Source organism: Desertivirga xinjiangensis (assembly GCF_024436435.1).
GTDB classification, from domain to species: domain Bacteria; phylum Bacteroidota; class Bacteroidia; order Sphingobacteriales; family Sphingobacteriaceae; genus Desertivirga; species Desertivirga xinjiangensis.
Genome location: NZ_JAFMZP010000001.1, coordinates 133,097 through 151,262, shown reverse-complemented (window position 1 = coordinate 151,262; position 18,166 = coordinate 133,097). Strand labels below are relative to the sequence as shown.

Here is an 18,166-nt window from a genome sequence, read left to right as displayed (position 1 = left end):
ACTTATACTATGCTAACCCGATTTATCATTTTTATCGCCTTTTTTACCAGCTTTCAGATCCATGCTCAGATAAACGTACTGAATGTACGCTCCTTCGGCGCGATAGCCGATGGTGTGTCGTTCGATACCAAAGCCATCAACGCTGCAATAGAGCATGCCGCGAAAAACGGCGGAGGGACGATATATTTCCCGCCCGGAAAGTACTTAAGCGGCTCTATCCGGATGAAGAGCAATATAACACTCTACCTCGACAATGGCACCCTGTTAATCGCGGCTCCATCCGGGGCTCTTTCTGAGTATGATGAACCTGAACACAGGGTAAATAATCAGTATGAAGACTTTGGCCACCGCCATTGGCACAATAGCCTGATCTGGGGCGAGAATGTTCAGAACATCGCCATCGTTGGAAACGGCACCATCTGGGGCAAAGGCCTTGAACGGGAAAATAGCGATGAAAATGATAAAAGGCCAAATAAAACGATTGGCTTGTACCGATGCCGAAATGTACTCATTCGTGACATTAACATCCTTCACGGCGGATGGTTCTGCCTTCTTGCTACCGGCACCGACAACCTTACTATCGATAATGTGAAGATGGATACAAACCGTGACGCGATTGATATCGATTGTTGCCATAATGTCCGTATATCCAACTGTAGCCTGAACGCGCCAGGAGACGACGCGCTCGTGCTCAAGAGCTCGTTTGCCTTAAACGAACCCCGTGCAACTGAAAACGTGACTATTACGAACTGCCACTTCAGTGCTTACGACGAGGGCACTATGCTCGATGGTACCCGTCAGCGCCTCAAAAATGTAAATAAATGGGGTCCCAACGGAAGGTTGAAGTTTGGAACAGAATCAAACGGCGGATTCCGTAACATCGTCGTCAGTAACTGCACCTTCGAATATAGCCGCGGCTTGGCGCTCGAAACGGTCGACGGCGCTCTGCTTGAAAATATTAGTATTATGAACATTACAATGAAAGATGTTGGCAATGCTCCCATATTTCTCCGCCTGGCACGCAGGATGCGAGGTCCCTCAAATACACCCGTCGGCGAACTTCGCAGGGTAAGGATCAGTAACCTCACAGCTTACAATGTTGGCGGGGGACAGGGAATACTAATCAGCGGTGTTCCTGGTCATCCTGTAGAAGACATTGAACTGGATAACATCAGCATGTGGGTGAAGGGCGGCGGCAAAACGACTGATGCACTTCGTAAAATACCTGGGATGGAAACTGGTTATCCTGAGCCATTTTTTTTCGGAATACAGCCTGCTTATGCCTTCTTTATCCGCAATGCCCGAAATCTCAAACTGAGCAATATCAATGTATACACCCTGGAAGCTGATGAAAGGCCTGTCTGCTATCTCGAGGACGTTCACGACATTAGTTTTCTGTCCGTCAACACCTTCAACGAGATTGGTACGCAGCCATTTATTGGTGGAAAATCGAGCAACATCCGCTTAGAAAGCTCACTCGGCAAGAAGGCAAAACTTATCAGACAACTTGACTAATAACTAATTTTAGATTTCCAATGAAACGACTATTTACGCTACTTATGTGTCTCTCCTGCTACTGTTCTTTGAATGCACAAAACGAACAGCGCATCCAAAATCTCATCTCCAGAATGACGCTTGAAGAAAAAGCCGGCCAAATGACACAGATATCGATAGAACTATTACTTAAAGCGAAAGATGGGGTTCCTATAGAACCGCATCAGCTGGATTCCGAAAAACTTAAAGAATGCATAGGAAAGTATAAAGTCGGCTCAATACTCAACGTAGGTGGCAATGCTCAAACGAGGGAAAACTGGCAATCGTTAATTACACAGATCCAAAACATTGCATTGAAACAACGTCTCAAAATCCCGGTCCTTTATGGGATCGATGGAATTCACGGCAATAACTACACATCAGCAGCTGTTCTTTTTCCACAGCCAATCACACAGGCAGCTTCCTTTAACCCTGATATCGCTAAGCGGATCGGCCAGATCTCAGCCTATGAAACACGTGCATCATTCATCCCATGGACTTTCAGTCCCGTCCTTGATCTTGGCCGTCAACCACTTTGGCCACGTATCTGGGAGACCTTTGGCGAAGATCCGCACCTGGTTTCAGAAATGGGTAAGGCCACAGTTCTTGGCTTTCAGGGTGAGGGTCAAGCCGATAAGTATCACGTAATGGCCTGTCTGAAACATTACATGGGTTACAGCATGCCGCTGAGCGGTCACGACCGCACGCCAGCCTGGATTCCCGAACGCGAACTTCGGGAATATTTCCTTCCGCAATTTGCTGAAGCAGTAAAAACGGGAGCAATGACAGTGATGGTCAATAGCGGCGAGATCAACGGTGTCCCGGTACATGCCAACAAGCATATCCTTACGGATATTTTGAAAGGCGAGCTTGGCTTTCAGGGCTTCGCTGTCAGCGATTGGCAGGACATCGAATATCTCTGGCAGCGACACAAGGTGGCCCGCGACAACAAAGAAGCAATTGCTCTGGCCATCAATGCCGGCATAGACATGAGTATGGTGCCGCTAAATTATACCTTCACAACAGATCTGATCCAATTGGTAAAAGAAGGAAAGATCCCCATGAGCAGGATAGACGATGCAGTGTCCCGCATCCTGAAAGTAAAAATGCTAGCGGGACTATTTGAGGAGCCAACAGGAAAAGCCAGCGACTATCCTCAGTTTAGCGGAGAGGCACACCACCGGGCGAATTACGAAACTGCTGCCGAGTGCATAACGCTTTTAAAGAACCTGAATTCAACGCTACCCCTAAAAAATTTGAAACGGATATTGGTTACCGGGCCGGCGGCGTCTTCTATGAGAGCCCTGAATGGTGGCTGGAGCCGGAACTGGCAGGGTACAAACAGCGACACTACAGAAAGCTCAAAAAACACTATTCTTGAAGCAATGAGAGATACTTTTGGGGCCAGCAACATTGACTATGCACCTGGCGCTGATTTCAATGGCAACACCAATTTTCCTGAAGCATTAAACAAGGCAGCAAATGCAGATGCTATAGTAGTTTGCCTGGGTGAGAACAGCTATACCGAAACACCAGGGAACTTTGATGACCTTACTCTTCCTGCAGCTCAGCTTGACCTTGCGCGTACCTTAGCCAAAGCCAGGAAACCTATGATCCTTGTACTGACAGAAGGACGCCCCCGGGTCGTCTCGTCCATTGAACCGCTCTTTTCAGCGGTGATACAAGCTTATCTCCCCGGAAACGAGGGTGGAAATGCCATTGCGGATGTGATCGCAGGAAAAATAAACCCCAGCGGTAAGTTGCCTTACACCTATCCCAGATATGGGAATAGTCTTCACAACTACTATTACAAGTATACTGAATCAAAAGATCTGGATCCAACTGCCGGATACAACCCTCAATGGGAGTTCGGCTTTGGATTAAGCTATACCACATTCAGCTACTCTAACCTCCGTTTAAATACAGATAAGTTGTCAGAGAAAGGAACAATCACAGTTTCAGTTGATGTTAGCAACACTGGAAAAATTGCGGGAAAAGAAAGTGTCTTACTTTTTGTAAGCGATCTTGTAGCATCTGTTACTCCTGAAGCCAAAAGGCTGCGGGCTTTCAAAAAGATAGAAATTCAGTCAGGACAAACACAAACAGTGAAATTCACGCTTAGCGGTTCCGACCTGTCCTTTATCAACACTTCGCTTCAGCGAATCACTGAGCCTGGTGATTTTATCATCAGCATTGGTGGTCTTAAACAAACGTTCACTTATCATTTGTAGTAATAATATGTCAGTTTATAACTGTATTTCATCCGCTTTTACGCGGCGGATTCCCATTATTGCCATGACGGTTTTGCTGTCGGCTTCTGCCAGAGCTGATGTTAAGCCTGCTGCAGTATTTACCGATCACATGATACTGCAACGGGATGCACCCATCCCTATTTGGGGAACAGCCTATCCTGGAGAAAAGATTTCTGTGTCGTTTCGGAAGCAGAAAGTAACTACAAAAGCTGGATCAAATGGCCGCTGGATGGTAGCACTGCAGCCTGAATTGGCCGGCGGGCCCTTCACCCTCGCCATTAGCGGCCGGAACAATGTTTCTTTTTCTGATGTACTAGTAGGGGAAGTTTGGGTATGTTCGGGCCAGTCCAATATGGAGTTTCCACTGAAGTCAGCAATGAACGCCGAAACAGAAATCAGCGCAGCCGATTATCCTATGATTCGCCAATTGACTGTTCCGCGGCACATCAGCATGGTTCCGCTTAATGACATGGAGGCGACTGAGTGGAAACCCTGCAGTCCGCAAACAGCGGGCAGCTTCAGCGCAGTTGCTTATTTTTTTGCAAAACAGCTATGGGAAGAACTTAAAATACCGGTCGGATTAATTCACTCAAGCTGGGGCGGAACAAATATAGAAACTTGGACCAGCAGGGAGGCTTTGGCCAAACACCCGGATTTTGCGCCTCTGAATTCAGCTCCGAAGACTTTCGCTGCCATCAATTTGGCCAAGCGGGAAAAGATACTTGATGTTGTGCGCAAATTTCAAGGGGACTTGAACTCGAGTGACAAGAACAAATGGCAGGAGCAACACTATAACGATGTAAGCTGGGGTACGCTCATTACGCCGCAGTTCTGGGAATCGCAGGGTTTACCTGATTTCGACGGAACGGTTTGGTACCGGAAGAGATTCAAGGTTTCCGCAGCCGACGCCGGGAAAGAGGCGGTACTCGAATTAGGCAAGGTCGATGATTCGGACATTACCTGGATAAATGGTGTAAAGTTAGGCGAAAGTTTGAACATGTATCAGGTATCCCGCATGTATAAAGTGCCTGCAGGGCTGTTGAAGCCGGGGGAAAATACTATCGCGGTAAAGGTGAATGATACTGGCGTTGGCGGTGGTATTTACAGCACGAGCGACAGTATGCAAATTATCACTGCGGGTAAAGCGCGCATTCCTTTGTCGGGACAGTGGAAAGCGAAAGTGGACACTGGCTCGATTGCCTTCGTAACGGGAGGACCCAATGTCTACCCTTCTTTACTGTTTAACGCTATGCTAAATCCCATAATTCCCTATACAATACGGGGAGCAATTTGGTATCAGGGAGAGTCCAATGTTGACCGGGCAGAGCAATACCGGAGCGAATTTCCGCTGATGATCAGTGATTGGAGGCAGCGCTGGGGACTTGGAGACTTCCCTTTCTATTTCGTTCAGCTATCATCCTTTGACCCGAGACATACTGACGCACTTAAAGAAGCAAAATGGGCAGAGCTTCGGGAAGCGCAAACCGAGGCATTGAAACTTCCCAATACGGGAATGGCAGTAACAACTGATATAGGAAACGTTCAGGATGTGCACCCCACTAATAAGCAAGACGTAGGCTTAAGACTTGCACTGCAAGCACTTCATGGGACCTACGGAAAGAAAATTGTTTACCAGGGGCCCGCTTTTCGATCAGCGTCTATCGAAGATAAGACCATGGTTGTATCTTTTGACACCGGAGGCTCTGATATTGTAATCCGGAATAAATATGACTATGTGAAAGGGTTTCAACTGGCCGGAAGTGACCGCAAATTCCATTGGGCGCAAGGAAGATTACAGAACGGAAAAATCATCCTTACCTCAGACTCCGTGCCTCAACCGGTCTACGTGCGATACAACTGGGCAAACGATGCAATTGAAGGAAACGTTTTCAACTCGGAGGAATTGCCAGCCGCTCCTTTCCGCAATGACGAGCTGCCGTTCCTCACTCAAGGAAATAAATATAATCTGGCACACTAAAGGCATCAACAACAGAAGATTCACTAAATACTATCTTAAAAAACAGAAATACCAGGCAGGATTTGAAACCCGCCTGGTATTTCTGTTTCTGTAATAGCCTAAAAATTAATTAAGTGTTACCTCTCGATTTCCGCTTTTCCGAAAGTTCACTTTCTTTTCTATCGTTTTGCCTCCTTGTTTTATGCGAACTAGATAGTCACCATAAAAACCTCTGAAGTTTAAATCATTTCCTGAAACTGTTTGGTTTAAGGAAGTTTTCCACTCCTTATTTAGCAATTGGTCAAGGGCTGCGAATGCTGGCTTTTGTGAGAAATCATTATTTACAAGTCCACCGTTCCATTTGTCCTCTCCTTTTGCGGCCGTACCGTCAACTAGGTTCCACCAAATGATAGCTGAAACTGATGGATGACTAAACCATAAGCGGTAATAATTTCGGGTAAGCTTCGCCTGGTGCGCCATCCCTTCTGAGTTATAAGGAAGAGTAGGTATCGTGATCTCCGAAACATGAAGCGGAATACCAAATTTAGAATACGTGTCAAGTGCGCGGAATACCTCCTGCGGAGTAGTAGTGTTGCCAGCCAGCACATCTTTATAAAATTGCTCCCCAAAAAAATGAAACTGAAGTCCAATATCGTCAATACGCGCTCCCTTTGCCAACAGGTTCTCGATTAGCAGGTTATAAGAACTGTATTCACCCTGATCACGTTGCCATACCCATGTCTGTTCATTAATGAGCAACCTAGTTGAAGCTGGAAAGTATTTTTGAGCCGAAAGAAAGGCGTTCAACACATAATTGGCAGGCATTTCCACCTCCGATTTACTCAGCATTTCGTTAACCACGTCCCAGGTACCGATCTTATTTCCGTAGCGCTCGGCTATTTGTTGAATACGCTTGTCGATCAATCTGGCCATTACAGCAGTGTCCTTTGGAAGCCAGTCAGGTATTGCGAAGGCAGGATTACTCCATACTAAAGGGTGTCCTTTAGGGCTAATGCCATATTTCCGGCAAAACTCCAGCACCAGGTCGGGAGCCGGCCGGCGATATTTCTTTGGACTACTAGCATCAAACCGCAGCTTTCCCTGCTCAGGCTCGGTGGTTTTCCAGTAGAAAGGAACTGTTGCTACATTAAACAAAGAACTGAATACCTTTTCGTAACGCTCATTCCGCTCCTCAGTGTCAAACTCCTTTACCATGAACCCATTCGCGCCGAAATCAAAATCATGACTAATTTGCCGAATCTCCACATTCTTCTTTCCCTTTCCGGGAATATGGAGCCTGAAATCTCCCTTCCGGTTTTTCTCAATACCGTTTTGGATCCTTTGCTCTATTGACGGATCCGACCACAGCGAATCCAATCGGGATGTTTGAGCTTGCACTTGCGCGCTATAGGCAAGCGTCAGTATAAAAAACAGTTTCTTCAAAATAGAGTAATTAATAATGGTTAAAATAAAATTCGTTATTAATAAAAAAGGGCAGGCACCTAACCAGTATTCCCGCCCAGCTATAAGATCAATATCCCGGGTTCTGGTCCTTTACAGGGTCAATTGCCTTGTTAAAATTCGTCTCCAATATAGGAATAGGCCACAGGTAATGTTTTTGTGCAATGGTTTTTCCCTTCATTTGCTGTATCACACTCTGCGCACGACCTGTTCGTTTAAGTTCGAGCCAACGCTTACCTTCATATTGAAATTCATAGCCATACTCTTTGCTAACCAGCTCTGAAAAACTCTCTTTATCGTAGTTGGAAACGTTAAAATCTATAGAAGATGGAACAGTGGGATCCAAACCGTAAGCGCGTCTATGCACATGGTTTAGTGCCTCCATCGCTGCAGCGGGTGGAGTAGAACTCGCCTGGTTAGCTGCCTCGGCATAAATCAGCAGCACATCTGCATACCGATACCAGGGAACGTCATTACCTGCACCAGTCTGAGCAACGGCCTGCGGATCGATATATTTTTTTGAAAGGATGGTATTGGCGTCAACACCAATGTTGTAAGGGTACCACAATCCCTTACGAAGGTCGTTATTATCCCAGGAAACAAAGAAAGGCAATGTAGACAGACTGTATTGCGCGTAAAATCCACCGTTGTTATGAAACCTTGTTCCCGGATGGTTGAGAAACATTACGAAATAATTCCCAAGGTTGGGCGAACGGGTACATTTGATGTAAAATACCTCTTCTGTTGTGGTTATCACATCCGGTCCAAAGATCTTCTGAAAGTCGTCGGAACTGGAAACCCGCACCAGTGAGTATTTATTAGATTGTATCACTTCATATGCTTTGTCACGAGCCAGAGCGTATTTCTTTTGCCACAACAAAGCGTCTGCAAGGAGGGTTTTGGCGGACCATTTAGTCGGCCTGCCAGCAATAGGTGCTACATCCGGCAAATTCACCTCAGCCTCCATCAAGTCTGACTCGATCAAACTGAATACCTCTGCTTCCGAATTTCGTTTCGCGTCGATCTCACTCATATTTGCTTCTGTGCGGATAGGAACGCCTCCCCAGTTGCGCACTAGCTGAAAATAAGCAAAAGCACGCATAAACTTCGCCTCTGCTACAAATTTGTCTATATCAGCTTTATCTATCGCTTTACCCTTAGGAGCGTTCTTAATCACGAGGTTGGAATTCCTGATGCTCTGGTAAAACTGCGTCCACGCCTGTCCTACCCGATTCACGTTTGTGCCACCAAGCCCCTGAAACTCATTCAGCTCAGCATAACTTCCGCGCCCAAGGCCATAATCTACATAACTCTCCAATTGCGCCATATACCCATCCCCCATTACAATGGTATGGCGAAACGGTGTGTACGATGCATTCACTGCCGCCTCCACTTCAGCCGGCGTATTATAAAATGTCTCAACGGCTAATGATTTAGGTGCTTCCAGGAGAGCATTTTTACAGGATGTGACTAGTGTTGCGGAAGTAAAAATGATTGCCGCAGTAGCCCATAATCTGTATTTGTTTATTTTAGTTTTCATATAATCCTTCATTTTAATTACTATCAGAAGCCTGCCCTGATCCCGAAAGTTATTGATTTCGCTACCGGATAAGTGTAATAATCAAAGCCCTGCGCCGTGGAGTTTTCACCTCCGTTTGAATTCACATCCGGATCCCACCAGGAATATTTAGTGAAGGTCAACAGGTTTTGTCCGCTTATATATATCTGTGCGCTTCGGACCCACTTTGCCCCTAGTTTCGCCGCGGGAATATTGTAACCCAGTTGAATGTTACGAAGACGCATATAGGAGCCATCTTCAACAAAACGGTCGGAAACCATAGGCGTAGTAGTTCGACTGATCACCGGGTATTTGGCATCGGTATTCGTGGGAGTCCAATGATCAAGAAAGACTTCCCTCGGCATATTCAGTCCGAAACCATAATCAACCGTATTATTAATAGCACTAGAATTAAACAGGTCGTTACCCTGACTACCCTGAAGGAAGAAAGTGAATTCAAAGTTGCGGAATGACATGGTGGAATTAAGGCCATAAATGAAATCAGGATTGGGATCACCTATATAGGTTTTGTCTGCTGCTGTTATCGCTCCATCGCCTGTCAGATCTTTGAACTTTATTTTTCCATTTGAATCGTACCCATCTTCCACATAGCCGAAAAATTGCCCAAAGGGCCGACCCTCCCTTAAAATATTGGCATTGTCATTTATAATTGCAGCGGTAACCATGCCTCCTAAAATATCCTGGTTATTGTAAAGCTTGATAACCCTGTTCCTATTGAAGGATATATTTGGCGTCAGATTCCAATTGAAAGTGCCTTTAAAGACTGCGGCATCCAGGTTTAATTCGAGTCCACGGTTCCTGATCTCGCCCACGTTCCTGATTGTGCTGGTAAAACCGAGAGAAGCAGGTAGTTGAACGGTGTTAAGCAAATCGCGCGTATTTTTCACATAGTAATCGGCTGTCAAAACGAATCTGTTATTAAACAATGAGAGATCTATACCGATATCTTTCTGCTCGGTTGTTTCCCATTTCAGGTTGCCCGGAAGCCGAGTGCCCGGGGCGTAAGCATTATAAAGCGCATCGCCGAACACTGTCTTTCCTACACTCAGTTGATTCAAGGTAGCATAAGCGTTTATCGCCTGGCTGCCCGTATACCCCCAGCCGGCTCGAATTTTTAGGTCTGATATCGCTCTCACATCTTTCAGGAACGGTTCTTTAGATACTCTCCAGGCCAAAGCTGCGGAAGGGAAGTATCCCCACTTATTGCCCGGACTGTATTTGGATGAGCCATCCGCCCGGAAACTTACCGTTGCTAAATATTTATCGTTAAGTGTGTAGTTAACGCGGCCCAGGATCGACATGATGCTCGACTTGGTATAACTTGTAATAGGTACGCCAATGGTTGTGGCCGAACCGATATCATACGTTTGCGTAACATCGCTCATAAAGCCCGATCCGCTAACCTGGTTATACGTATTAATGAAATCCTGATAAGTAAAGCCTCCAACGGCGGCAATACTATGTTTTCCGCCAAAGACCTTGTTGTAGCTTACTGTATTTTCGGTAAGCAAGCTATTGAAACGATTGTTGCTTACGGTGGCATTTCCCTGCTGGTTAATATAGTTAAGAGTCATATACTGATCGATACGGTCTTCGTTATGTTCGATACCGCCCGAAAGCTTGATCGTCATACCAGAAACAGGTTTTATCAGCACCGCAGCATTAGTCAAAACCCGTTCGGCAGCAAGAATATCAGTCCGTTCATTTATATGATTGATGGGATTAATGAGTGCATTAGAGATAAAGGGATATGATGTTGCTAACACGCGATACGACCCGTCCTCGTTTAAAGGTGTTAGTGTCGGCGGCGCAGAAATAGTGCCTGCAATCAGAGAGCCGCCTCGGTTACCACCTCCATTATTCTGCCGGTTGCTTTTTACCCGGCTCAAAGTGCTGGTCAAGTTAAGGCTAAATACTTTACTGATATCAGTGTTTAGGCTACTTACTAGAGAGTAACGGTTATAGTCGCTGGCACGGAGAATACCCTCCTGGCCATATACGCTTCCGCTAACGGAAAACTGTGTCTTTTCTGAACCACCATTGACATTTACAGAGGTATTTACCATCGGAGCCCTGCGGAAGGTAAAGTCCTGCCAATCAAAGCTCTCCCCTAACGCATCAATTTTTTCCTGAGTGAAATAAGGTGCAACATTATCATTCTTTGCCTGCTCGTTATAAAACATGGCATATTCCCGGGCATTCATCAGGTCAAGTTTCTTTCGTAGGGACTGAGAGCTATAAGCGCTTTCAAAATTAACATTCGTGCGGCCGGCCTTTCCCCTTTTTGTAGTGATGATTACCACTCCATTAGCTCCTCGGGAGCCATAAATAGCTGTAGCTGACGCGTCCTTCAATATTTCAATAGATTCTACGTCGGAGTTATTGATTACTGAAGGATTAGCACCACCCGACAGAGGAAAGCCATCAACGACATAAAGAGGCTCGTTACTGCCCTGGATAGAAGTGGTTCCCCGAATACGCAGGCTCACATTTGCACCTGGCGCGCCGGTATTTTGCAGTACCTGCACTCCCGATGCCCGGCCTGCCAGTGCCTGAAGTACACTTGTAGAGGGATAAGCATTAAGTTCTTTTCCCTTTACCTGGGATACCGAACCAGTAAGATCGCTTTTCCGCTGTGTGCCATAGCCGATCACGACTACGTCATCGAGCTGCTTCTGGCCAACATTCAGCTCGACATCTACCACTGTTCTGCCGCCAACCAGCACTTCCAGACCTTCGTACCCTACATAATTGAAGACTAGAACCGATGCATCGGTTACAGATCCTATACGGTAATTTCCACTTGCATCGGACACGGTCGAAACCGCCTCCCCCTTAATCCGGATACTTACCCCTGGCAATCCCGACCTATCGTCTGAGGAGATTACCTTACCGGTAACTGTTCTGTCCTGTGCCTGTGCAGAATACGATAGAAACGTGGCCTGCAGCAAACACATCAACAACAACTTCATTGATTTCATATTAGGAATTTTGATGGTTTACAACTTTATATTATAAAATACAATTTTATAATAAATGTAAATCTAGTAATTTATTAGTTATTTCCCAATGCTTCCCGCTTTTTTTTTAAAAAAAAGCCCCATGAGGGGCTAAGTGTCATTGAGTTACAACTAAGACTATTTTTGTCTTTTATTTTATTTTCACTATCCGGAAATTATCGAAAGCAGCGTCGAAAGCGGCAACAGCTTTGCTCTCTGTTACCAGCCAGTAAATACATTGCACTTTTCCTTCAGCATTGATAATATCCCCCACTTTCACTGCTTGTGCTCCTGTACCCGACGAATTGTTAGCGGTAAGCCGGAATTGATTTAATGGCACCGTAACAGTCTGCCAGGAATTGTTTGTATGGAACACCTGGCCTTCGGCTGTAAGATAAGGCTTAAACCGGTGTGAATAGAGCGTACCTAGCTTAAGAATCATGGTTGCAGCGTCCCATCCGACCTTCGTGTTAACCTCGAATTTAAGTGCATAGGTGTCAGCTGGCAGGTCGCGGTGCGCCAGGTCGGCAAGCAGCGATTGCCCTGGAAGGGTAAATGTTCCGGCACGGCTTCCTGTCGAGTAAGCAGTATTATTGGCTGCGGCAGAAAAAGTGCTCTGGAGATAGTAGCCTGTGTTTCCTGGAAATAATGCCTGATCGTTCTTTCTTACTGCCCCTGTAGCCTGCCAGTTATATACACCCCAACTTACCTCCGAAGGTTGTTCAAGGTTGCTTATCACCCCAGTTCCCGTGAACTTATTTATTTCCCCCGACCACTGTGCGTTTCCATAAGCCGAAATAAGCCGGACCTTACCCGATTCAGTCACGCCCAGATCCGCCGGCATTATCACTTTCAAGATTGTGCCAGCTGCATTCTTAAATGAAGGCGTTACCTGTCGTTCGCCCGGAAAGATCACCTGGCTTACAGATAGGAGGTTCGCCCCTGTGATAGTCATTTCCTGTCCGGGAATTGTATTTTCATTCACGACAGCGGAGATCACCGGAGGAGGAGGCACAATGGAAAAATCGAAAGACACCTCTCCCTTAGGCGTAACAAGCCGCAGCTTGTTCGGAACGTTTGGGTCAGTGACAGGGGTAGGCGTCCCCGCGGGAATCATCACGATTAAATGGGTGTTTGTATTAAGCGTTGGATTAAACGGTGCATTAAAATCGTTAAAATAAACTTTTTCCGTATTTAGCAGGTTCCGGCCATTGATGGTGACAAATGTCCCCGGAAGAGCTTGAACAAACGAACTGTCTGCTTTGGCTTCATCCACCAGGCTCACACCTTCAATTATCGGAGGGCCCGAAGGGCCTGCTTCCTCCTTGTCGCAAGCAGCGAATAAAAATACAAGGCACAAGAAAGTGTTTAAAACAATTGCTCTGAATGATAGAGCTGTATAAAAATTCTTCATGTCAGCTTAATTTAATTGGTGGATAGAATTAAAATTGATAAGGTACTGGCGGCTTCAGCAGGTTAGGCGCTTTGGTAACTTCACCCGCGGGGTAAGGCAGGAAAAAGCTTGTACTGTTTACGGGATAATTCCGCGGCGTAACCACCTCAATATTCCAGGTGACCGGGTTATCTTTCGGCAGGGGAGTGATTGTGTAGGTTCCCTTATTCATAGTATTCAGCATCTCATAAGCCTTTTGCGGATTGTAATAGTGAAGACGTACAAAGTCGTACCAGGCCAGCCCTTCCATCGCGAATTCCAGATATCGCTCCTTAAAAATATCCTCCCAAGTGATCTCTGTGACGGCATCAAGACCTGCCCGTTCATGAACCTTATTGAAAGCCTTTACCGCCTCTTTATCTGTGGTGGAAGCTGCATTGCCAAGTAAAGCTTCAGCCAGGGTAAGGTAAACTTCCGCCAGACGCAGCATATATGTGTTATTTTCAGTGCGCATATACGCAACTTTGCCATTGTTATCTTCAGGCCGCCCGACAACATATTTCTTGATGTAAGCCGTACTTGCTTTCGCAGCAGCAGGATTAGATGGGTTGGTGGGCACCACCAGCGGTTGGATAATGGTATTACTGGGATTGGCCGGATCCGGAACTGCCTGGCTGATATCACGATATACATCTCCCGGAAACATAAAAGTCGCTTTCCTCCGCTTGTCTCTGGCTAGGTCGTACATTTGTAAAATATAGATTCCGGCACCATGACCAGCGCCCCAGCCATCGGCAAAACCAGTTATTGAGCTACTGAATGCCAGCTGTGCCTGCAAAGTATTGTTTGTTCCCCAGACGCCGTTATATACCCATTGCAAGGCAAAGAGGCTTTCCTCGTTATTATTATTAGCCGTTAAAAAAAGATCCTCATAATTCTCCATCAAGCGAGCCCCACTGTTCGCCAGCACACTACGGCAATAATAAGCTGCACTGTCCAGGTCGGTCTGTCGCCTTGTACCGTCTGTGCCCACCCCGGCATGAGTCAGAAACATGCGAGCGAGCATTGCCTCACCTGCATACTTCGTAAGCCGTCCTTTCTGAGTCGGCTTCTCGAGAAGATTATTGGCCGCAAAACGGAAATCACGCAGAATAAACTCCCACACCGATTCAACGGTATTGCGGGAAATCGTTGTATCCGTTAATAGTGTGCTATTATCTGCAATGACCGGCACAGCCTGCCAGTTTTCCACAAGGTACCAGTATGCCAGTCCCCGCATGAAACGGGCCTCTCCAAGTGCATGATTAATGATTTCGCGGGGAACGCTCGGCGAGGCGTATGTCTCAATATTTTTAATGACTGTATTTGCCTGTCCCACAACGTTGTAAAAGCATCGCCAGGAGTTCGCCATATCGGCCGACGTAGGTGATACCAGGAAGCGCTGAAACTCCGTCATATAGCCGCCGGAGTAAAATACTCCTGCACGTCCGTCGCCAAGCCCGTGCACGGCTTTGTCATTATAAGAGTGCCAGATAATGTTGTAAAGAGGAGCTGTCCCCATCAGCACCTCCGCAGAACTTTGGTAATAATTTGAGTTAACTATCTGGTCGAGAGGTTTTCTCTCAAGGAAATCTTTCTTGCAGCTTGTGCCCATGAGCATCAGCACCAGGGCAATCAGGTATATATTGCTTTTCATCAACTTTATGTTAAAAGGTAACACCTATATTGAAATTGTACATCCGGGTGGAAGGATACTTTCCTACATCCACCCCTATTGTCCTTCTCGAAGGCTGAGAGTTTTTACCAACATCAGCTCCTACTTCAGGATCGTAACCTGAATAGTTCGTCAAGGTGAGAAGGTTCTGAACACCGGCACCTATCCTTGCCGCCTGCACTACATTTTGCAGGCTAAGAAACTTTTTAGGTAACTGATAATTTACGGTAAGATTTTTGATGCGGAGAAAAGACCCGTCTTCTACAAAATAATCTGTAGCTCTGTCAAAGTTTCCATTTAGAGCCCCGGCTGAGTAGCGCGGAACGGTTGTACCAGGATTTTTCAGTACTACATTGCCTGCATCGTCTGTGCCCAGACGAGCATATCCGAACGCTTCTTGCAACAGATTACGCCGTGCATAGACTTTTGCCGGGTTAAGATTGGTATAACGGATGTTATTGAAAACATCATTGCCATAGCTACCTGTGATCAGCATAGATACACTCAGATTTTTGTAACTAAAATTGTTGGTGAATCCGATCGAAAATTTCGGCCAGGGATTACCGATAAAGGTCTGATCCTGGGTATCGATAATACCATCGCCGTTAAGGTCCTTGTATTTTACATCGCCAACCCATACCCCAGAGGTGGAGATAGGAATCTTTACACCATTTCGTACAGGAATGGCGCTATTTTGGATTTCTTCTACACTCTGGAACAGACCATCATACACATATCCATAAAAAAGCCATGCTGAACTGCCTGGCTGAGAACGCTGAATCAGGCCGGGTGCAGCCCAATTAGTACGGTCTGCAGTAGCTGCATCCGAATAAAACTTCAGCACTTCATTGACATTGCGCGAGATATTGAAGCTTGTGCTCCACTTAAATCTCCTGTTATTGATGTTGATCGTATTAAGGCTGAAGGCAAATCCGTGATTTTGGAGAGCACCTATGTTAACCGTGGGCGACTCAATAGCCCCTGAGCCCGCAGTTCCCATATAGTTCGGCAGCGGGTTCGGCATCAGGAGGTTTTCGGTTTTGCGCTTATAAAAATCCCCTTCAATCTGGATCCGGTTTTTTAGCAAACCAATATTGAAGCCAACATTATCCGTCCGGGTTTCTTCCCACTGGAGATCCTCGTTACCATACTTCACGGTGATAAATCCAGCGCCCCAGGGCGTTTCCACCGGACTTAAAGGAGCATAAACATCCGCTCCGCTACCCTGGTTACCGGTGAGACCAGTTTCTAACCGAAGCTTAAGGTCGCTGATGAATGTTAATTTCTTCATAAAAGGTTCTTTCGATAACCGCCAGGCCGCAGATACTGAAGGAAAATACCCCCAGCGGTTCTGAGGACCGAAGTTGACAGATCCGTCGGCACGATATGCGGCCTGCAGAAAATACTTATCCCTGAAAGAATAATTCAACCGGCCGAAGTACGACTCCATCGCCCAGTGTCCCCGATAGCTGGTATTGGTCATCCCCTGAGGATCACCAAGATTTAGCTCCGGAAGATCGTTTGTAACAAACCCTCTCCTTAATCCACCTATACCTTCATAAGTGCTTGCCTGCGCCTCATGACTAATCATCAGTGTTATGCCATGCTGCTTCACTTTCATTGTGTATTCGAGCAACTGATTCCAGTTCCAATAGAAATTCTCGGAAGATTGCTTACTCAGCTCAGCGACGGTATTCGCATAATTTCCAAGCTTGTAGGTAGGAGTAAAGTTGATTACCTTTCCCATCCCTGCATTTCCGTTAAGACTCGTACGAAACTCCAACCCTTTCAAAATTGAAATCGTTGCGTTTGCACTCGCCAGCAACTGCTTTTTCTGCTGGTTGTTGTCAATGATACTCGCCATAGCAATGGGGTTATTCTCTGATCCCTGCCCTGGTGCCTCACCTTCGGCCGGGCCGCCCCATGTTCCATCAGCGTTGAATATTGGCATATTAGGCGGCTGTGAGAGTCCCACCCGGATGATGCTCTGCTCTGTAGCTGCCAGCTCTTCCCGGGTCTGATTAAAACTTATATTAGTTCCTATTTTCAACCATTTCCTGGTCTGGTTATCAAGATTTAATCGCATCGAATACCTGTTAAATGACGAGCCGTAAGCAATCCCCTCCTGGTCAAAATACTCCCCGGCCAGGTAGAATCGCGTTTTGTCGGTTCCTCCGCTTACAGTAACCTGATGCTTCGCCAGCGGAACCCGCCGGTACATAGACGATTGCCAGTCCGAACCGACGCCCAGTATAGAAGGATTATTGAATTCGGGCAGCCGCGGGTCACCCAAGGCGTCGCGCACATCATTCATCATAGTGGCGTATTGCTTTAGGTCCATTACCGGTAAGAGGTCCGGACGATCCTGCACTGAATACAGAAGATCGTACGACACCCGTGTTTCGCCCGACTTCCCGCGCTTGGTAGTGATCATTACAACACCGTTGGTACCCCTTGAGCCAAAGATCGCTGTTGCGGAAGGACCCTGGAGCACTTCCATTGTTTCAATATCTGAAGGATTTAGCCCCGCTAAAGGATTGGCAGAGCTGGTGATTCCAAAGTCGCTAAGCTCGGGCTGTATCTGTACCCCATCAATCACATATAAGGGCTCGTTTGTGCCGTTAATAGTACTCACGCCCCGGATATTAACTGAAAGGCTTCCCCCTGGCTGTGCCGAGTTAGAAGTAACAAGTACGCCTGCAGCACGTCCCTGCAAAGCTTGATCGAAGGTAGTATTTACCGTTTTTTCGATATCTGCTGCCTTAATTGAGGTTTGAGCCGTTGTAAGACTCGCTCTCTTCATCGTTCCGTAACCAACGACAACCACGTCATTCAACTCGTTGATTTGCTCGGCGAGCGTTACATTTAGCAAGTGGCTTGTACCTACGCGAATCTCTCTGACCTCGAATCCCAGATAACTGAAGACCAGCATTTCACCTGTCTTTGCAGAAATTGAATACTTGCCATCGTTGCGACTGGTGGTCGCTCTGCCTGTCCCTTTAACTTTCACTGACACACCGGGTAGCGATTCCCCTTTGTTGTCGACAATAGTACCCGAAACTACAAATGGATCCGCCTGAGCATTAGTCCTGATAGATATAAACATTGCAAACAATGTCAGGAAGCCGTAGTAAATTAATTGTTGGCCACAAAGATGTATCTTATGGCCATAAATAGTACTGTTAGGAAACATATTAAAATTGATTAGTTTAAGACATTTATTTTATAATATAAAATAATATTTTATATTATAGACAATTATAGAAAAATAATATCTA

At 46.2% G+C, this 18,166-nt stretch carries 9 protein-coding genes; 3 read left to right on the top strand and 6 right to left on the bottom strand.

Annotation, left to right across the window (positions count from 1 at the left end):
• Positions 1-9: 9 nt before the first annotated feature.
• From J3P37_RS00640 to J3P37_RS00630, 3 genes are read left to right on the top strand one after another with little or no spacing between them, the layout of a single operon-like run.
• The gene (locus J3P37_RS00640; protein WP_256009048.1) at positions 10-1,515 is read left to right on the top strand and encodes a rhamnogalacturonidase; all 1,506 of its coding nucleotides are present in this window, start codon (positions 10-12) and stop codon (positions 1,513-1,515) included.
• A gap of 20 nt (positions 1,516-1,535) precedes the next feature.
• Entirely contained in the window at positions 1,536-3,764 is a 2,229-nt protein-coding gene (locus J3P37_RS00635; RefSeq protein ID WP_256009047.1) for a glycoside hydrolase family 3 N-terminal domain-containing protein, read from the top strand.
• Positions 3,765-3,771: 7 nt separating this feature from the next.
• Entirely contained in the window at positions 3,772-5,763 is a 1,992-nt protein-coding gene (locus tag J3P37_RS00630) for a sialate O-acetylesterase (protein ID WP_256009046.1), read from the top strand.
• Positions 5,764-5,868: 105 nt separating this feature from the next.
• On the opposite strand, the gene J3P37_RS00625 is transcribed toward J3P37_RS00630, so the two are convergent.
• The 6 genes from J3P37_RS00625 to J3P37_RS00600 all read right to left on the bottom strand — a co-directional run bounded on the left by J3P37_RS00625 (position 5,869) and on the right by J3P37_RS00600 (position 18,081).
• Positions 5,869-7,185 (bottom strand): endo-1,4-beta-xylanase, encoded by a 1,317-nt coding sequence (locus J3P37_RS00625; RefSeq protein WP_256009045.1) that lies wholly within the window; start codon positions 7,183-7,185, stop codon positions 5,869-5,871.
• An 88-nt stretch (positions 7,186-7,273) separates the two neighbouring features.
• Positions 7,274-8,743, bottom strand: a complete 1,470-nt coding sequence (locus J3P37_RS00620; protein WP_256009044.1) for a RagB/SusD family nutrient uptake outer membrane protein — start codon at positions 8,741-8,743, stop codon at positions 7,274-7,276.
• Between the two features lie 23 nt (positions 8,744-8,766).
• Positions 8,767-11,763, bottom strand: coding sequence for a SusC/RagA family TonB-linked outer membrane protein (locus J3P37_RS00615; RefSeq protein ID WP_256009043.1), 2,997 nt, complete (start codon positions 11,761-11,763; stop codon positions 8,767-8,769).
• Positions 11,764-11,932: 169 nt separating this feature from the next.
• On the bottom strand, positions 11,933-13,195 hold the full coding sequence (locus J3P37_RS00610) for a glycan-binding surface protein (protein WP_256009042.1): 1,263 nt from the start codon (positions 13,193-13,195) through the stop codon (positions 11,933-11,935).
• A 28-nt stretch (positions 13,196-13,223) separates the two neighbouring features.
• Positions 13,224-14,870 (bottom strand): RagB/SusD family nutrient uptake outer membrane protein, encoded by a 1,647-nt coding sequence (locus J3P37_RS00605; protein WP_256009041.1) that lies wholly within the window; start codon positions 14,868-14,870, stop codon positions 13,224-13,226.
• A 10-nt stretch (positions 14,871-14,880) separates the two neighbouring features.
• Positions 14,881-18,081: a SusC/RagA family TonB-linked outer membrane protein gene (locus tag J3P37_RS00600; RefSeq protein ID WP_256009040.1), complete on the bottom strand. Its 3,201-nt coding sequence runs from the start codon at positions 18,079-18,081 to the stop codon at positions 14,881-14,883.
• Positions 18,082-18,166: the final 85 nt, after the last annotated feature.

What these genes read in the sequence shown, in the direction of transcription:
- J3P37_RS00630 (WP_256009046.1), top strand. Translation starts at nt 3,772, where the DNA reads ATGTCAGTTTATAACTGTATTTCATCCGCTTTTACGCGGCGGATTCCC.
- J3P37_RS00620 (WP_256009044.1), bottom strand. Translation starts at nt 8,743, where the DNA reads ATGAAAACTAAAATAAACAAATACAGATTATGGGCTACTGCGGCAATC.
- J3P37_RS00640 (WP_256009048.1), top strand. Translation starts at nt 10, where the DNA reads ATGCTAACCCGATTTATCATTTTTATCGCCTTTTTTACCAGCTTTCAG.
- J3P37_RS00600 (WP_256009040.1), bottom strand. Translation starts at nt 18,081, where the DNA reads ATGTTTCCTAACAGTACTATTTATGGCCATAAGATACATCTTTGTGGC.
- J3P37_RS00610 (WP_256009042.1), bottom strand. Translation starts at nt 13,195, where the DNA reads ATGAAGAATTTTTATACAGCTCTATCATTCAGAGCAATTGTTTTAAAC.
- J3P37_RS00615 (WP_256009043.1), bottom strand. Translation starts at nt 11,763, where the DNA reads ATGAAATCAATGAAGTTGTTGTTGATGTGTTTGCTGCAGGCCACGTTT.
- J3P37_RS00605 (WP_256009041.1), bottom strand. Translation starts at nt 14,870, where the DNA reads ATGAAAAGCAATATATACCTGATTGCCCTGGTGCTGATGCTCATGGGC.
- J3P37_RS00635 (WP_256009047.1), top strand. Translation starts at nt 1,536, where the DNA reads ATGAAACGACTATTTACGCTACTTATGTGTCTCTCCTGCTACTGTTCT.